The organism is Phytopseudomonas flavescens, from assembly GCF_900100535.1.
Taxonomy (GTDB): domain Bacteria; phylum Pseudomonadota; class Gammaproteobacteria; order Pseudomonadales; family Pseudomonadaceae; genus Aquipseudomonas; species Aquipseudomonas flavescens.
In genome coordinates this window covers 145415-159595 of the sequence record NZ_FNDG01000011.1, presented here as the reverse complement: position 1 = coordinate 159595, position 14181 = coordinate 145415, and the positions used below count along the sequence as shown (strand labels likewise).

20 protein-coding genes are annotated in these 14181 nt (G+C 61.4%); 10 read left to right on the top strand and 10 right to left on the bottom strand.

Annotated elements, in window-relative coordinates:
- Positions 1-3 precede the first annotated feature (3 nt).
- The 7 genes from murA to BLR94_RS15765 all read right to left on the bottom strand — a co-directional run bounded on the left by murA (position 4) and on the right by BLR94_RS15765 (position 4865).
- Entirely contained in the window at positions 4-1269 is a 1266-nt protein-coding gene (gene murA / locus BLR94_RS15795) for a UDP-N-acetylglucosamine 1-carboxyvinyltransferase (RefSeq protein ID WP_084306896.1), read from the bottom strand.
- Between the two features lie 15 nt (positions 1270-1284).
- Entirely contained in the window at positions 1285-1524 is a 240-nt protein-coding gene (locus tag BLR94_RS15790; protein WP_084306898.1) for a BolA family protein, read from the bottom strand.
- Positions 1525-1836: 312 nt separating this feature from the next.
- Positions 1837-2145 carry an STAS domain-containing protein gene (locus BLR94_RS15785; RefSeq protein WP_084306900.1) on the bottom strand — a complete coding sequence of 103 codons (309 nt, stop codon included), beginning with the start codon at positions 2143-2145 and terminating at the stop codon, positions 1837-1839.
- Positions 2142-2774, bottom strand: coding sequence for an MlaC/ttg2D family ABC transporter substrate-binding protein (locus BLR94_RS15780; protein ID WP_084307138.1), 633 nt, complete (start codon positions 2772-2774; stop codon positions 2142-2144). The genes BLR94_RS15785 and BLR94_RS15780 overlap by 4 nt, the downstream gene beginning before the upstream one ends.
- A gap of 11 nt (positions 2775-2785) precedes the next feature.
- On the bottom strand, positions 2786-3259 hold the full coding sequence (gene mlaD / locus BLR94_RS15775) for an outer membrane lipid asymmetry maintenance protein MlaD (protein WP_084306902.1): 474 nt from the start codon (positions 3257-3259) through the stop codon (positions 2786-2788).
- Entirely contained in the window at positions 3259-4056 is a 798-nt protein-coding gene (mlaE, locus tag BLR94_RS15770) for a lipid asymmetry maintenance ABC transporter permease subunit MlaE (RefSeq protein ID WP_084306904.1), read from the bottom strand. Before mlaE ends, mlaD begins: the two co-directional genes overlap by 1 nt.
- On the bottom strand, positions 4056-4865 hold the full coding sequence (locus BLR94_RS15765; RefSeq protein ID WP_084306906.1) for an ATP-binding cassette domain-containing protein: 810 nt from the start codon (positions 4863-4865) through the stop codon (positions 4056-4058). The genes mlaE and BLR94_RS15765 overlap by 1 nt, the downstream gene beginning before the upstream one ends.
- Positions 4866-5112: 247 nt before the next feature.
- Here BLR94_RS15765 and BLR94_RS15760 point away from each other — a divergent pair, with 247 nt between their 5' ends.
- The 10 genes from BLR94_RS15760 to BLR94_RS15715 all read left to right on the top strand — a co-directional run bounded on the left by BLR94_RS15760 (position 5113) and on the right by BLR94_RS15715 (position 12150).
- Positions 5113-6087: a KpsF/GutQ family sugar-phosphate isomerase gene (locus BLR94_RS15760; protein ID WP_084307139.1), complete on the top strand. Its 975-nt coding sequence runs from the start codon at positions 5113-5115 to the stop codon at positions 6085-6087.
- Positions 6087-6608 carry a KdsC family phosphatase gene (locus BLR94_RS15755; protein ID WP_084306908.1) on the top strand — a complete coding sequence of 174 codons (522 nt, stop codon included), beginning with the start codon at positions 6087-6089 and terminating at the stop codon, positions 6606-6608. The genes BLR94_RS15760 and BLR94_RS15755 overlap by 1 nt, the downstream gene beginning before the upstream one ends.
- 9 nt (positions 6609-6617) lie before the next feature.
- Positions 6618-7187 carry an LPS export ABC transporter periplasmic protein LptC gene (lptC, locus tag BLR94_RS15750; RefSeq protein WP_084306910.1) on the top strand — a complete coding sequence of 190 codons (570 nt, stop codon included), beginning with the start codon at positions 6618-6620 and terminating at the stop codon, positions 7185-7187.
- A complete protein-coding gene (lptA, locus tag BLR94_RS15745) occupies positions 7174-7716 on the top strand; it encodes a lipopolysaccharide transport periplasmic protein LptA (RefSeq protein WP_084306912.1) in 543 nt (180 codons plus the stop codon). The genes lptC and lptA overlap by 14 nt, the downstream gene beginning before the upstream one ends.
- Positions 7717-7718: 2 nt before the next feature.
- Positions 7719-8444, top strand: a complete 726-nt coding sequence (gene lptB, locus BLR94_RS15740) for an LPS export ABC transporter ATP-binding protein (protein ID WP_042554811.1) — start codon at positions 7719-7721, stop codon at positions 8442-8444.
- Between the two features lie 166 nt (positions 8445-8610).
- Positions 8611-10119 carry an RNA polymerase factor sigma-54 gene (locus BLR94_RS15735; RefSeq protein WP_084306914.1) on the top strand — a complete coding sequence of 503 codons (1509 nt, stop codon included), beginning with the start codon at positions 8611-8613 and terminating at the stop codon, positions 10117-10119.
- An 80-nt stretch (positions 10120-10199) separates the two neighbouring features.
- Positions 10200-10508, top strand: a complete 309-nt coding sequence (gene hpf / locus BLR94_RS15730) for a ribosome hibernation-promoting factor, HPF/YfiA family (protein ID WP_042554809.1) — start codon at positions 10200-10202, stop codon at positions 10506-10508.
- 15 nt (positions 10509-10523) lie between these two features.
- Positions 10524-10988: a PTS IIA-like nitrogen regulatory protein PtsN gene (gene ptsN, locus BLR94_RS15725; protein WP_084306916.1), complete on the top strand. Its 465-nt coding sequence runs from the start codon at positions 10524-10526 to the stop codon at positions 10986-10988.
- Positions 10989-11007: 19 nt separating this feature from the next.
- A complete protein-coding gene (gene rapZ, locus BLR94_RS15720) occupies positions 11008-11865 on the top strand; it encodes an RNase adapter RapZ (protein ID WP_084306918.1) in 858 nt (285 codons plus the stop codon).
- 12 nt (positions 11866-11877) lie between these two features.
- Positions 11878-12150, top strand: a complete 273-nt coding sequence (locus BLR94_RS15715) for an HPr family phosphocarrier protein (RefSeq protein WP_084306920.1) — start codon at positions 11878-11880, stop codon at positions 12148-12150.
- A 6-nt stretch (positions 12151-12156) separates the two neighbouring features.
- Here the strand turns inward: BLR94_RS15715 and BLR94_RS15710 are convergent, their stop codons facing one another.
- The 3 genes from BLR94_RS15710 to BLR94_RS15700 are packed head-to-tail and all read right to left on the bottom strand — an operon-like array spanning position 12157 to position 14161.
- Positions 12157-13053 (bottom strand): ZIP family metal transporter, encoded by an 897-nt coding sequence (locus BLR94_RS15710; protein ID WP_084306922.1) that lies wholly within the window; start codon positions 13051-13053, stop codon positions 12157-12159.
- 33 nt (positions 13054-13086) lie between these two features.
- The gene (locus BLR94_RS15705; RefSeq protein WP_084306924.1) at positions 13087-13698 is read right to left on the bottom strand and encodes a superoxide dismutase; all 612 of its coding nucleotides are present in this window, start codon (positions 13696-13698) and stop codon (positions 13087-13089) included.
- A 13-nt stretch (positions 13699-13711) separates the two neighbouring features.
- A complete protein-coding gene (locus tag BLR94_RS15700; RefSeq protein WP_084306926.1) occupies positions 13712-14161 on the bottom strand; it encodes a hypothetical protein in 450 nt (149 codons plus the stop codon).
- Positions 14162-14181: the final 20 nt, after the last annotated feature.

The window sequence follows — 14181 nt, the reverse complement described above, 5'->3', positions numbered from 1 at the left end:
TGGTCAGCCCGGCACGCGGCGAATCTTCGCCCCCAGCAGTTGCAGTTTCTCTTCGATGCATTCGTAACCACGGTCGATGTGGTAGATGCGATCGATCACCGTGTCGCCCTGGGCGACCAGCGCGGCGATGACCAGACTCGCCGAGGCGCGCAGGTCGGTGGCCATTACGGGAGCCCCCTTGAGCTGCGCGGTACCGGTGACGATGGCAGTATTGCCTTCGACCTGGATCTGTGCGCCCATGCGGCTCATCTCATACACATGCATGAAGCGGTTTTCGAAGATGGTCTCGATCACCGTGCCAGTGCCTTCGGCAATCGCATTGAGGGCGATGAACTGCGCCTGCATGTCGGTCGGAAACGCCGGATATGGAGCGGTGCGCAGGCTCACGGCCTTCGGACGCTTGCCCTTCATGTCCAGCTCGATCCAGTCGGGCCCGGTAGTGATTTCAGCGCCCGCCTCCTGCAACTTGGCCAGCACCGCTTCCAAGGTACTAGGATCAGCATCCTTGACCTTGACGCGGCCACCGGTGGCGGCAGCGGCCACCAGGTAGGTACCGGTTTCGATGCGGTCGGGCATCACGTTGAAACGCGCGCCATGCAGGCTCTCAACGCCGTCGATGGTGATGGTGTCGGTACCGGCTCCTTGGATCTTCGCACCCATGGCGATCAGGCAGTTGGCCAGATCCACCACTTCCGGTTCGCGAGCGGCGTTTTCCAGCACCGTGCGCCCCTTGGCCAGGGTGGCGGCCATCAGAATGTTCTCGGTGCCGGTCACGCTGACCATATCGAAGAAGAAGTGCGCGCCGCGCAGGCCGCCTTCCGGCGCCTTGGCCTTGATGTAACCGCCCTCGACATCGATGATCGCACCCATGGCTTCCAGGCCACGGATATGCAGGTCGACCGGGCGCGAGCCGATGGCGCAACCGCCCGGCAGTGCCACTTCGGCCTCACCGAAGCGCGCGACCATGGGGCCGAGTACCAGAATCGAAGCGCGCATGGTCTTCACCAGCTCGTAAGGCGCGACCAGGGTCTTCATGGTGCGCGCATCGACCTCGACGCTGAGCTTCTCGTCGATGATCGGCTCGATGCCCATCCGTCCGAACAGCTCGATCATCGTGGTGATGTCGTGCAGGTGCGGCAGGTTGCAGATGGTCACCGGCGCGTCGCCGAGCAGGGTCGCTGCCAGAATCGGCAGTGCGGAGTTCTTGGCACCGGAAATGCGGATCTCACCGTCGAGACGCACGCCGCCAGTAATGCTTAATTTATCCATAGCTAACTCGTCGTCTCAGGAGCGCGCGGCCCAATCGGCACGGCTGAAGAATTTCATGCTCACGGCGTGGATGCTGCCATCGGCGATCCAGGGATTGAGGTGAGCGTAGATTTGCTGCTGACGCTTGACCGGGCTGAGGCCGGCCAGTTCGTCGCTGATCAGATTGAGTTGGAAGTTGCAGCCTTCGCCGTCGACCTCTACCTGGACGTCCGGCAGCTTGGTCTGCAAGAAACTTTTTACCTCAAGGGCCTGCATGCTCAACCTCGATCAACGTATTCAATAAGCGTTAACGTCGCATGGCGACATCTGTATACAACGTCTGGGCCAGAAATGACGGGGTGGCCAAGCCAGGCAGCGATGCTGCTGCACGAGCCGCCAGCGGCACTCGGCACGGGCCTGTAGACACGGGGCGGGCATCATACCAAAAAATCACCGGCAGCATTTTTTGACGTCGCTCGCGACGGCTCGCCGAAACGGGTGAGTCACAAGAGCTCCCAACACAAACCGCCACGGTGGAACTGCGAGGCGGCAAGGTCAATGCCCCCCTCGCAGAACGCGCAGGAGGCATCAGGCCTGCAGCGGCAGCACGTGCTGAAGTTCGCACACCTTGGCGATCCCGGCCATGTCCCTGGGTAATCCGCGAATGCTCAGCGCCTTGCCGGCAGCCCGGGCATCGCGGGTGTAACAAAGCAGCAGAGAAAGCCCGACACTGCTGGATTTTTCAACCGCCGAGCAGTCGATCACGCAGGCGTTCGCCTGGCTGGCCTTGATCAGGTCAGCCCCCTGCTCTCGCAAGGCCGGACCACTCCGATAATCGAGGACGCCGGAGAGCACCAGCACACCTGGCGCCTGCTCGACGATAGCCGCCGAACTCACGACGCGCCCCGGGCCTGACGCGCCCTGGCCACGGTATCGGCCCAGCTGTCGATGACCTTGTCCAGATCGTTGCGGTTGTTCTGCATCGACTGGGCGAACTGGTCGCGGAACAGCTTGCCGACGTTGATGCCGTTGATCACCACGTTACGCAGCTTCCAGGTTCCGTCCATGGCGACCATGGTGTAGGACAGCGGATAGACCGTGCCCTTGCCATCGCGAATCTCCATGTTGACCGAGGTACGCTGCGGATCCTGCTTGCCGGAAGCCGGCAGCACACGGATGTCCTGGTTGTTGTACTCGAGCAGCGCATTGCCATAGAACTGCATCAGGCTGCGCTTGAAGTTTTCCTGGAAACGGGTCATCTGCTCGGGCGTGGCTTCACGTGAGTAACGCACCGTCATGACGCTACGGGCAACGCCATCGACATCGACCACCGGCCCCAGAATCTCGTTGAGCGAGTTGTAGAACGCGTCAGGATTGCTGCGGTACTGCTCCTTGTTGGCCTTCAGATCGGCCAGCAGGGTATCGGTGGTCTGCTTCACCACTTCATGGGCCGCGGGCGCGGCAGTCGCCAGCAATGGCAGAGCGGCCAGCAGGGCGACAAGGCTGTTGCGCACGGTCTTGATCATCATCGGGTACCTCATTGGCTGTTCTGATCCTTGTTGACCGAATTGAGCAGGAATTTGCCGATCAGGTCTTCAAGCACCAGGGAAGACTGGGTGTCATGGATGGTGCCACCATCGGCCAGCAACTCCTCATCGCCACCGACGCTGATGCCCACGTACTTTTCACCGAGCAGCCCTGCGGTCAGGATCGACGCGGTGGAGTCCACCGGAAGATTGTCGACACTGCCGTCTAGTTCCATCGTTACGCGCCCGGTGTAGCTGTCGCGATCCAGATCGATCGCCGTCACCCGGCCGATGCTCACCCCCGCCATGGTGACCTTGGCACGCATGGTGAGGCCGGCGATATTGTCGAAGTGCGCGTAGACCTTGTAGGTGTCGACGGCGTTCCCCGGGGCCAGGCCGCTGACACGCAGGGCCAGCAGCAGCAGGGCCAGCAAGCCGGCCAGGAGGAACAGGCCGACGCCGATTTCCATCGTGCGGTTTTGCATCAGAAATCTCCAAACATCAAAGCGGTCAGAATGAAATCCAGCCCCAGTACGGCCAGCGAGGCGTATACCACCGTCCGGGTGGTTGCGCGGCTGATACCTTCCGAGGTGGGCTCGCAGTCGTAACCCTGGAACACGGCGATCCAGGTAACGACGAAGGCGAACACCAGGCTTTTGATTATCCCGTTGAGCACGTCTTCGCGGAACGAAACACTGTTTTGCATGTTGGCCCAGAACGAGCCTTCGTAAACGCCCAGCCAGTCGACGGCGACCATCGCCCCGCCCCAGATACCGACCACGCTGAAGATCATGGTCAGCAGCGGCATGGAGATGAAGCCGGCCCACAGACGCGGGGCGACGATGTGCTTGAGGGGGTCGACGCCGATCATCGCCAGGCTCGACAGTTGCTCGGTGGATTTCATGTTGCCGATCTCGGCCGTCAACGCGGACCCGGCGCGTCCGGCGAACAGCAGCGCAGTGACTACCGGCCCCAGCTCGCGCAGCAAGGTCAGGGCGACCATCTGCCCGACCGCCTGCTCGGAGCCGTACTTGGCGAGAATGCTGAAGCCCTGCAGCGAGAGCACCATGCCGATGAACAGGCCGGAAACCACGATGATCGCCAACGACAGCACGCCCACCGAATACAACTGTTTGATCAGCAACTGCAGCGAGTGCCCCGACGTGCCCCTGCCGAACAGCGCACGCAGCAGAAAGACCGTCGAACGCCCCAAAGTGGCGACCACGTCGATGCCCGCACGACCGAACAGGCGCACGCGCTCGAGTGAAGATGTCCTGCGCATCAGCGCCCCCCCAGTAGATCGTCGTGGTAGCTCGGTGCCTGGTAATGAAAAGGTACCGGCCCATCCGGCGTCCCCTGCATGAACTGACGCACTCGCGGATTCTCGGAGTCGCGCAGCTCGGCAGGCGTTCCCTGCCCCAGCACCTGGCTGTCCCCCACCACATAGATGTAGTCGGCGATGCTCGCCGTCTCCGCCAGATCGTGGGACACCACGATACTGGTGATGCCGAGGGCATCGTTGAGCAGGCGGATCAGCCGTACCAGCACGCCCATGGCGATAGGGTCCTGGCCAACGAACGGCTCGTCGTACATGAGAATCTGCGGATCCAGGGCGATTGCCCGAGCCAGCGCGACACGGCGCTTCATCCCGCCCGACAATTCGTCGGGCATCAATTCGATGGCACCGCGCAAGCCCACTGCCTGCAACTTCATCAGGACAATGTCACGAATCATTTCTTCGGGCAGCTGGGTGTGCACACGCAACGGGAACGCCACGTTCTCGAACACGTCGAGGTCGGTGAACAGTGCGCCACTCTGGAACAGCACGCCCATCTGCTTGCGCATGTCGAACAGCTCGCTACGCGACAGGTCGGGCAGATTCAGACCGTTGACGTGTATCTCGCCAGCGCTCGGACGCAACTCGGCGGCGATCAACCGTAAGAGCGTGGTCTTGCCACAGCCGGAAGGTCCCATGATTCCAGTGACCTTACCGCGCGGGATACATATGTCGACGTTCTTGAAGATATGCCGCTCGCCGCGTTGAAAACTGACGCTCTTCAACTCGACCGCGTACTGATTTTCGGCGCTCATCGGAACTCCATTGCGTACTGCCTTCCTAATCAGACGCCCAGCATCGGAATAAGGGCACGGCGATCAGCCATGCGGGCCAAAAATGGCAGCGGACTATAGCATCTGCCCGAGGGCCGACCAACGCCAGGCGCCACCCACGTTCAGGCTTGTGACAGCTTGGTCGGTGCAGTGCTGCGCCATGAATGATGAGTCCTGCAGTCTTTACAGCTATAATCCTTGTTTTTTCATCCAGCAGCCCAAGCAGAGCATGAACCAGACCCGCGACCTGATCGATTCCGCACAACGCACCATCCGCCTCGAAATCGAAGCGGTGCAGGAACTGCTGCCTCGTATTGACGCCAACTTCGTCAAAGCGTGCGAGCTGATTCTCGCCAGCAAGGGCCGCGTGGTCGTGGTCGGCATGGGTAAATCCGGGCATATCGGCAACAAGATCGCCGCCACCCTCGCCAGCACGGGCACTACCGCGTTCTTCGTACACCCTGCCGAAGCCAGCCATGGTGACATGGGCATGATCACCCCTGACGATGTGGTGCTGGCTTTGTCGAACTCGGGCTCCACGGCCGAGATCGTCACCCTGCTGCCGCTGATCAAGCGCCTCGGCATCACCCTGATCAGCATGACCGGCAATCCCGATTCGCCGCTGTCCAAGGCCGCTGAAGTCAACCTCGACACCCGTGTGGCCAAGGAAGCCTGCCCGCTCAACCTGGCACCGACCTCCTCCACCACCGCCTCACTGGTACTTGGCGACGCCCTGGCCATCGCACTGCTGGAGGCCCGCGGCTTCACTGCCGAAGACTTTGCCTTCTCCCACCCGGGAGGAGCTCTCGGGCGCCGTTTGCTGCTCAAGGTCGAGAACGTCATGCACGCGGGCGACAGCCTGCCTCAGGTTCAACGCGGCACCAGCCTGCGCGACGCACTGCTGGAAATGACCCAGAAAGGCCTGGGCATGACCGCCGTACTCGAAGAGGATGGCCGGCTGGCCGGGATCTTCACCGACGGCGACCTGCGCCGTGCCCTGGACAAGGGCATCGATGTGCGTGATGCGCGCATCGACGAGGTCATGACCCCGCACGGCAAGACCGCCCGTGCCGATATGCTCGCAGCCGAGGCGCTGAAGATAATGGAAGACAACAAGATCAGCGCACTGGTGGTGATCGACAGCAGCGGCCACCCGGTAGGTGCTTTCAACCTTGGCGACCTGCTGCGCGCGGGGGTAATGTGATGAGCGACCTGCTGCAGCGCGCTCGTGCAATCAAACTGGCGATCTTCGATGTCGACGGCGTACTCACCGACGGCAAGCTCTATTTCCTGGTCGACGGCAGCGAGTTCAAGACCTTCAATACCCTGGACGGCCAGGGCATCAAGATGCTGATAAACTCCGGCGTGCGCACTGCCATCATCAGCGGCCGCAAGACTCCCGTGGTGGAGCGCCGCGCACAGAACCTGGGCATCCAGCACCTCTACCAGGGCCGTGAAGACAAGCTCGACGTCCTCGACGAACTGCTCGCCGAACTTGGCCTGAGCTACGAACAGGTCGCCTACCTGGGCGATGATCTGCCGGATCTACCGGTGATTCGTCGCGTAGGCCTGGGCATGGCGGTAGCCAGCGCCAACGGTTTCGTGCGCGAGCATGCTCATGGCGTCACCGAGGCGCGCGGCGGCGAGGGTGCGGCCCGCGAATTCTGCGAACTGATCATGCGCGGCCAGGGCACTCTCCAAGCCGCCCAATCCGTCTACCTCTAGGGCCTGCCGATGCTGCGCAAATTCATCACTCCCGTGCTGCTGACCTTCGGCGCCCTTCTGCTGGTAGCCGCCGGGTACTGGAACATCAATCCGGACAGCTTCTCCAGCGCCCCACAGCAGAGCGGCCCGGACAACCCCATCGACTTCTACGCGGTGAATGCCCGCAGCGTGCAGTATCTGCCAGACGGCAGGGTGCAGAGCGACATGACCAGCGAGCGCCTCGAGCACGTGCAAAGTACCGACGTCACACTGCTCACCGAACCACGCATGAACCTGTTCCGCGGCACCGAACTGCCCTGGAAGGTGCGCAGCGCTCGCGGAGAAGTCGGGCCAGACAGCGAAGAAGTCGAACTGATCGACCAGGTGCGCGTGGAGCGCACGGACGAAAAAGGTCGCGCCACCATACTCACTACCAGCCGCCTGACCGTATTCCCACAGAAGGAATATGCGCAGACCCAGCAAGCCGTTAGAATCGACGCGGCCAACGGGGTGACCACGGCCCAAGGAATGAAAGCGTACTTGAATGACGGCAGGATGCTCCTGCAGTCCAACGTAAGAGGCCAGCATGAGGTTCGTTAAAACCCTCCCCCTACTTTTCAGCCTTGGCGCCACGCTCGGAAGCGCGAGCGCCTGGGCTCTGCCGAGCGATCGCGACCAACCGATCCGCGTGCAGGCAGACAGTGCTGAGCTCGACGACAAACAAGGCGTCGCGGTATACCGCGGCGATGTCGTGATCACTCAAGGCACCCTGAAAATCACCGGTGATACCGTCACCATCACCCAGAATGCGAAGGGTGATATCGACGTGTTCACCTCAGTGGGCAAACCGGCCTACTACGAGCAGAAGCCGTCTGCCGACAAGCAGATCGTCAAGGCCTACGGCCTGACCATCCAGTACTTCGCCGCCAATGAGCGCATCGTGCTGATCGACCAGGCCAAGGTGGTTCAGGAAGGCAATACCTTCGAAGGCGAGAAGATCGTCTACGACACCCAGCGCCAGATCGTCAACGCCGGCCGCGCCACGGGCACCAACGTGTCGACCCCGCGCCCGCGCATAGACATGGTGATTCAGCCGCAGAAAAAACCTGCCGACGGACAGGGCCAATAACGATGGCCACCTTGAAAGCCCAGCACCTGGCCAAAAGCTACAAAGGTCGCCAGGTCGTTCGCGACGTCAGCCTGAGCATCGAAAGCGGGCAGATCGTAGGCCTGCTAGGCCCCAATGGCGCCGGCAAGACCACCTGCTTCTACATGATCGTCGGCCTGGTGCAGGCCGACCAGGGGCGCGTACTGATCGACGACCTCGACGTCAGCCACCAGCCGATGCACGGCCGTGCTCGCGCCGGGATCGGCTACCTGCCTCAGGAGGCTTCGATCTTTCGCAAGCTGAGCGTGTCCGACAACATCATGGCGATCCTGGAAACGCGCAAGGACTTGAACCGCGCGCAGCGGCTGCAGGAGCTGGAGAGCCTGCTGCAGGAGTTCCACATCACCCATATCCGCGACAACCTGGGCATGAGCCTGTCGGGCGGCGAACGCCGTCGTGTGGAAATCGCCCGCGCCCTCGCCACGTCGCCGAAATTCATCCTTCTCGATGAGCCCTTCGCGGGTGTCGACCCGATCTCGGTCGGTGACATCAAGCAGATCATCCATCATCTCAAGGCCAAGGGCATCGGCGTATTGATCACCGACCACAACGTACGCGAGACCCTGGATATTTGCGAAACCGCCTATATCGTCAGCGACGGCCAACTGATCGCCGAGGGAGACTCCGCTGCGATCCTGGCCAACCAGGTGGTCAAGGAAGTGTACCTGGGCCACGAATTCCGCCTGTAACGGGTTCCTCACCCATGAGCGCAGCCTAGCGCCCGTCCCGGCATGGTCGCAACGAAATGGTAACGGGCTCTAGGCAAAGCACTCGAACTCAGGCATATAATTTGCTTCCTAGTGGCGCTTTGGCGCCCTGTCGTGGATCGCGTACAGACGCCAGATAAGGTCTGCAATGAAACCATCGCTAGTCCTGAAAATGGGCCAGCAGCTGACGATGACACCGCAGCTGCAACAAGCCATTCGCCTGCTCCAACTCTCGACCCTGGATCTGCAACAGGAGATCCAGGAGGCGTTGGAGTCGAACCCGATGCTCGAACGCCAGGAGGAAGGCGACGATTTCGACAATTCGGACCCCATGGCCGACGGCGCGGAAAGTACCAATACGGCGCCCGCTCAGGAAGAGAAGTTTCAGGAACCGACCTTCCAGGAAAATACCCAGACCGTCGATAACCTGGAGGAAGGTGAATGGGGCGAACGCATCCCCAATGAACTACCGGTCGACACGGCCTGGGAAGACGTCTACCAGACCAGCGCCAGCAGCCTGCCCAGCAACGACGACGACGAATGGGATTTCACCACCCGCACCTCCGCCGGTGAGAGCCTGCAGAGCCACATGCTCTGGCAACTCAATCTGGCCCCGATGTCCGACAAGGATCGCCTGATCGCCGTCACCCTGATCGATTGCATCAATGCCCAGGGCTATCTCGAGGAGAGCCTCGAAGAGATCACCGACGCCTTCGATCCGGAACTCGACGTCGAGCTCGATGAAGTCGAAGCCGTGCTGCACCGCATCCAGCAGTTCGAGCCTTCCGGCATCGCGGCTCGCGACCTGCGTGAATGCCTGCTCTTGCAACTGCGTCAGTTGCCGGCCAGCACGCCCTGGCTGAGCGAGGCTCAACGCCTCACCGGCGACTACCTCGACCTGCTAGGCGGCCGTGACTACAGCCAGTTGATGCGCCGCATGAAGCTCAAGGAAGACGAGTTGCGCCCGGTCATCGAACTGATCCAGAGCCTCAACCCGCGCCCGGGTTCGCAGATCGAGTCCAGCGAGCCCGAGTACGTGGTGCCTGACGTGATCGTGCGCAAGCACAACGATCGCTGGCTGGTGGAGCTCAACCAGGAAGCCATGCCACGCCTGCGCGTCAATGCGCAGTACGCGGGCTTCGTGAAACGTGCGGACTCCAGCGCCGACAACACCTTCATGCGCAATCAATTGCAGGAAGCACGCTGGTTCATCAAGAGCCTGCAGAGCCGCAACGAAACCCTGATGAAGGTCGCGACCCAGATCGTCGAGCACCAGCGTGGCTTTCTCGACTATGGCGACGAGGCCATGAAGCCTCTGGTACTGCACGATATCGCCGAGGCGGTAGGCATGCACGAGTCGACCATCTCGCGCGTTACCACCCAAAAATACATGCATACACCCCGCGGCATTTACGAGCTGAAATACTTCTTCTCCAGCCACGTCAGCACCGCCGAAGGCGGCGAATGTTCCTCCACCGCGATTCGCGCGATCATCAAGAAACTGGTCGCTGCGGAAAATGCGAAAAAGCCATTGAGCGATAGCAAGATCGCTGGTTTACTGGAAGCACAGGGCATTCAAGTGGCGCGCCGCACAGTCGCCAAGTACCGTGAATCGCTCGGTATAGCGCCTTCGAGCGAACGCAAGCGACTGATGTAAGCGCCCTTGTAGTAAAGCCCCAGTGTTCCTGCGGCAGGTTTACAGCCTGCCACTCACACACGGCAACAAGGAGAAGCGGTATGCAAGTCAACATCAGTGGACACCAGCTGGATGTGACGGACGCGCTACGCAGCTATATCGAAGAAAAGCTCGGACGTCTCGAGCGGCACTTCGACAAGATCACCAATGTGCAGGTCATCCTGGAGGTCGAGAAGCTCAAGCAGAAAGTCGAAGCCACCTTGCATATCGCCGGAGGCGAAGTGGTGGCCAATGCCGAGCATGAAGACATGTACGCCGCCATCGATCTACTGACCGACAAACTCGACCGCCAACTCATCAAGCACAAGGAAAAACAGCTCGACCGCCAGCAGGGCGCAATGGCCCGCTGACCTCGTCCTTCTCCTATGATCCGACTTGAAAATATCCTGACCCCCGGCCGTTCCCTCGTGAACGTGCCGGGCGGCAGTAAGAAGCGTGTACTCGAACAGATAGCCGCCGTGATCGCGCGCGACCTGCCCGATCTCGATGGCCAGACCATCTACGAAAGCCTGATAGCCCGGGAAAAACTTGGCTCGACCGGTTTCGGCAATGGCATCGCCATTCCCCACTGCCGCCTGTCCGGCTGCAGCTCACCGGTCAGCGCGCTGCTGAAACTCGACGCCGCAGTCGATTTCGATGCAATCGATGGCGCCCCCGTCGATTTGCTATTCGTGCTGCTGGTTCCCGAAGCGGCGACCGATGAACATCTGGAGCTGTTGCGCCAGATAGCCAGCATGTTCGACCGCGAAGACGTTCGCGAGCGGCTGCGCCAGGCCCATGACAGTGACTCGCTGTACCAGACCGTAGTGAACGTGCAAAACGGCCAATAGCCCTACACAGGATGAGCCCATGCGCCTGATCATCGTCAGCGGCCGTTCCGGCTCGGGCAAGAGCACCGCCCTCGACGTGCTCGAGGACAACGGTTTCTATTGCATCGACAACCTGCCTGCCGGCCTGCTTCCCGAGTTGGCGGAGCGGGCCCTGCTGCACACCGAACTGCTGCATCCACAGGTGGCGGTGTCGATAGATGCGCGCAACCTGCCCAGCCAGCTCAAGCGCTTCTCCGAACTGCTCGACGAGGTGCGTGGCCGCAACATCCGTTGCGACGTCCTGTACCTGGACGCCAGCGAAGAAACCTTGCTCAAGCGTTTTTCGGAAACTCGCAGACGCCACCCGCTGACCAATGACCAGCGCTCGCTGGCCGAAGCCATGGTCGACGAAACCAAACTGCTGAGCCCGATCATCGATCGTGCCGACCTGAAGATCGACACCACTCACCTGAATCTCTACCAACTGCGCGACACACTCAGGCTGCGCCTGCTCGACCAACTGGAGTCGGGTACCGCCTACTTGATCGAGTCCTTCGGTTTCAAACGCGGGATGCCAGTGGATGCCGACATGGTATTTGACGTTCGCTGCCTGCCCAATCCGTATTGGAAACCCGAACTGCGAGACTTTACCGGCCTTGAACAACCGGTAGAGGAGTATCTGGCAGCCCAGGAGGACGTTCAGGACATGTACCAGGACATATTCACCTATCTGCACAAGTGGCTACCGCGCTTCGGCGCCAGCAATCGCTCCTACGTCACCGTTGCGATCGGCTGCACCGGCGGCCATCATCGCTCGGTGTACCTCGCCAACCGCCTGGGCCATGCCCTCAAACCGCTGTTGAAGAACGTCCAGATCCGCCACCGCGACCTCAGTTAAGGAATTGCCGCGATGCCCGCCTGTGAAATCACCATCATCAACAAACTGGGCCTGCACGCACGTGCTGCCGCCAAGTTCGTCGGGGTCGCTGGGCGCTTTCCCTGCCAGGTAAGAATCGGGCGTGGTGTCGAGAGTTTGGTGGATGGCAAGAGCATCATGGCGGTCATGATGCTCGCCGCCGGCAAGGGCACGGCGGTGCATCTGGCCACCGAGGGGGATCGGGAGGAGGAGGCGCTGCAGGCGCTGATCGACCTGATCAACAATTATTTTGATGAAGGCGAGTGATTGGCCTCACTGGCTCAAGGCGCCATCGAGCAGCAGCATCAGCGTGAATCCCGACGCGAGCCCCAGCAAGGTCGCCGGGACATCGCCGCGCCGATAAAGCTTGGGAATGATCTCGCGGCTCACCACGAACAGCATCGCCCCCGCCGCCATCGCAAGCCCCCATGGCAGCAATTGCAACGAGGCGCCCACCAGCCAGGCGCAAAGCAGCGCGAACAGCGGCTCGACCAACCCGGATGCCGCACCGCAGAAAACCGCCTTCCAACGCGCCATGCCAGCACCTGCCAATACCATGGCGATTACCAGCCCCTCGGGGACGTCCTGCAGCGCGATCCCCAGCGTCAATCCGTCAGCATTCACCAAGTGGGCGGCAGCCGCCACGCCGACTGCCATCCCCTCCGGCACATTGTGCAGAACGATGGCGATGACGAGCAGCCAGGCGCTCAACTCGACACCCTGGTCTGCCCGCATGGTCAGCCGCGATGTACGGGACAACCAGTGGCCCAGCAACCATAAGGCGCCAGCCCCCAGTACCACTCCCGCCGCGACCAGCGATGAGCCCTGAGCAGCGGTCAGGCCCTGCTCGTGAGTCAGCTGGAAGGCAGGCGCAAGTAGTGAAAAAAGACTGGCAGCGAGCATCATGCCGCCGCCAAAACCCAGCATGACGGTATACGAACGTTCCGAAATGCTGCGCATGAACATCACCGGCACGGCACCCAGAGCCGTACCGAGAGCGCACAGCATTCCACCCTGCCATGCATACCAGAGAGCCGGCGAAAGCCGGCTCTGCACACCACTCCAGACCTTGAGGGCGAGAATGGTTCCACCGCCAACGAGCAACATCAGGCCCAGTGCGTAGCGAAAGGAACGGCCATTGGCCGCGATCAGCTCGTGCAATGGGCTCATCTGCGCACTCGATGTCGGCTCAGGGGCATGCTATCAGGCCAGAGCGGCCTGGTAGCGGCGTGCGACTTCTGCCCAATCGATGACGTTGTAGAACGCACCGATGTATTCGGGACGACGGTTCTGATAACGCAGGTAGTAGGCATGCTCCCACACGTCCAGACCAAGGATCGGCGTATTGCCGTTCATCAGCGGGCTGTCCTGGTTACCGGTGCTCTCGACCACCAGCTTCTTCTGCGGCGTCACGCTGAGCCAAGCCCAGCCGCTGCCGAAACGGGTCAGTGCAGCCTTGGTGAAAGCCTCCTTGAACGCTTCCAGGCTACCCAGCTGGCTGTCGATGGCGGCTTTCAGTTCGCCCTGAGGCTCGCCACCACCGCTGGTGCTCATCACGGTCCAGAACAGCGAGTGGTTGGCATGCCCACCACCGTTGTTGATCACCGCACCGCGCTTGTCTTCCGGCACCTCCTTGAGGCGAGTCAGCAGTTCTTCGACCGGCAGCTCGCCGAGCGAGTTGCCTTCCAGGGCAGCGTTGAGGTTGTTGACGTAGGTCTGGTGATGCTTGCTGTGGTGGATTTCCATGGTTTGCGCATCGATGTGCGGCTCCAGGGCATCGTAGGCATAAGGCAGCGCAGGCAGGCTATACGGCATGGTTTTCACTCCTCTAATGGTAATGACGAACGACAGACGCTGGGCGTTCTGCCGGTGACGCATCGCCAGGCGCATGGGCGCCCAACAATCGATCCGTACGGGGGTAGGCCCCGTGCTCGGCGACAAAGTTCAACAGACTGATGTAGGTTCGGCCGCTGTGGTTGAGTGCAGCCTGACGCAGGGACGGCGAAAGATGCTCATTGCCCATGCAGCGCAACAGGTACTCATGGCAGGCGCAAAGGTGCTCGGCGGACTCCTCTGGGTGACCGATCATCAGTTGCAGGTCGGCCAGGTTGTGCTGAGAAACGACGAACGCCGCCACTGCGGCATCGGCATCACGCCAGCGCTCGAACAGCACCTGAGCCAGCGCCAGTGCCTGCAGGTACTGCTCCCGCGCCTCGACCCAGGAACCGTCGGCGAAGTAGCGGTTACCGGCCTTGATGAGCCGCTTCCACTGCTCCATGGGATTGCCTCCTGACCTTG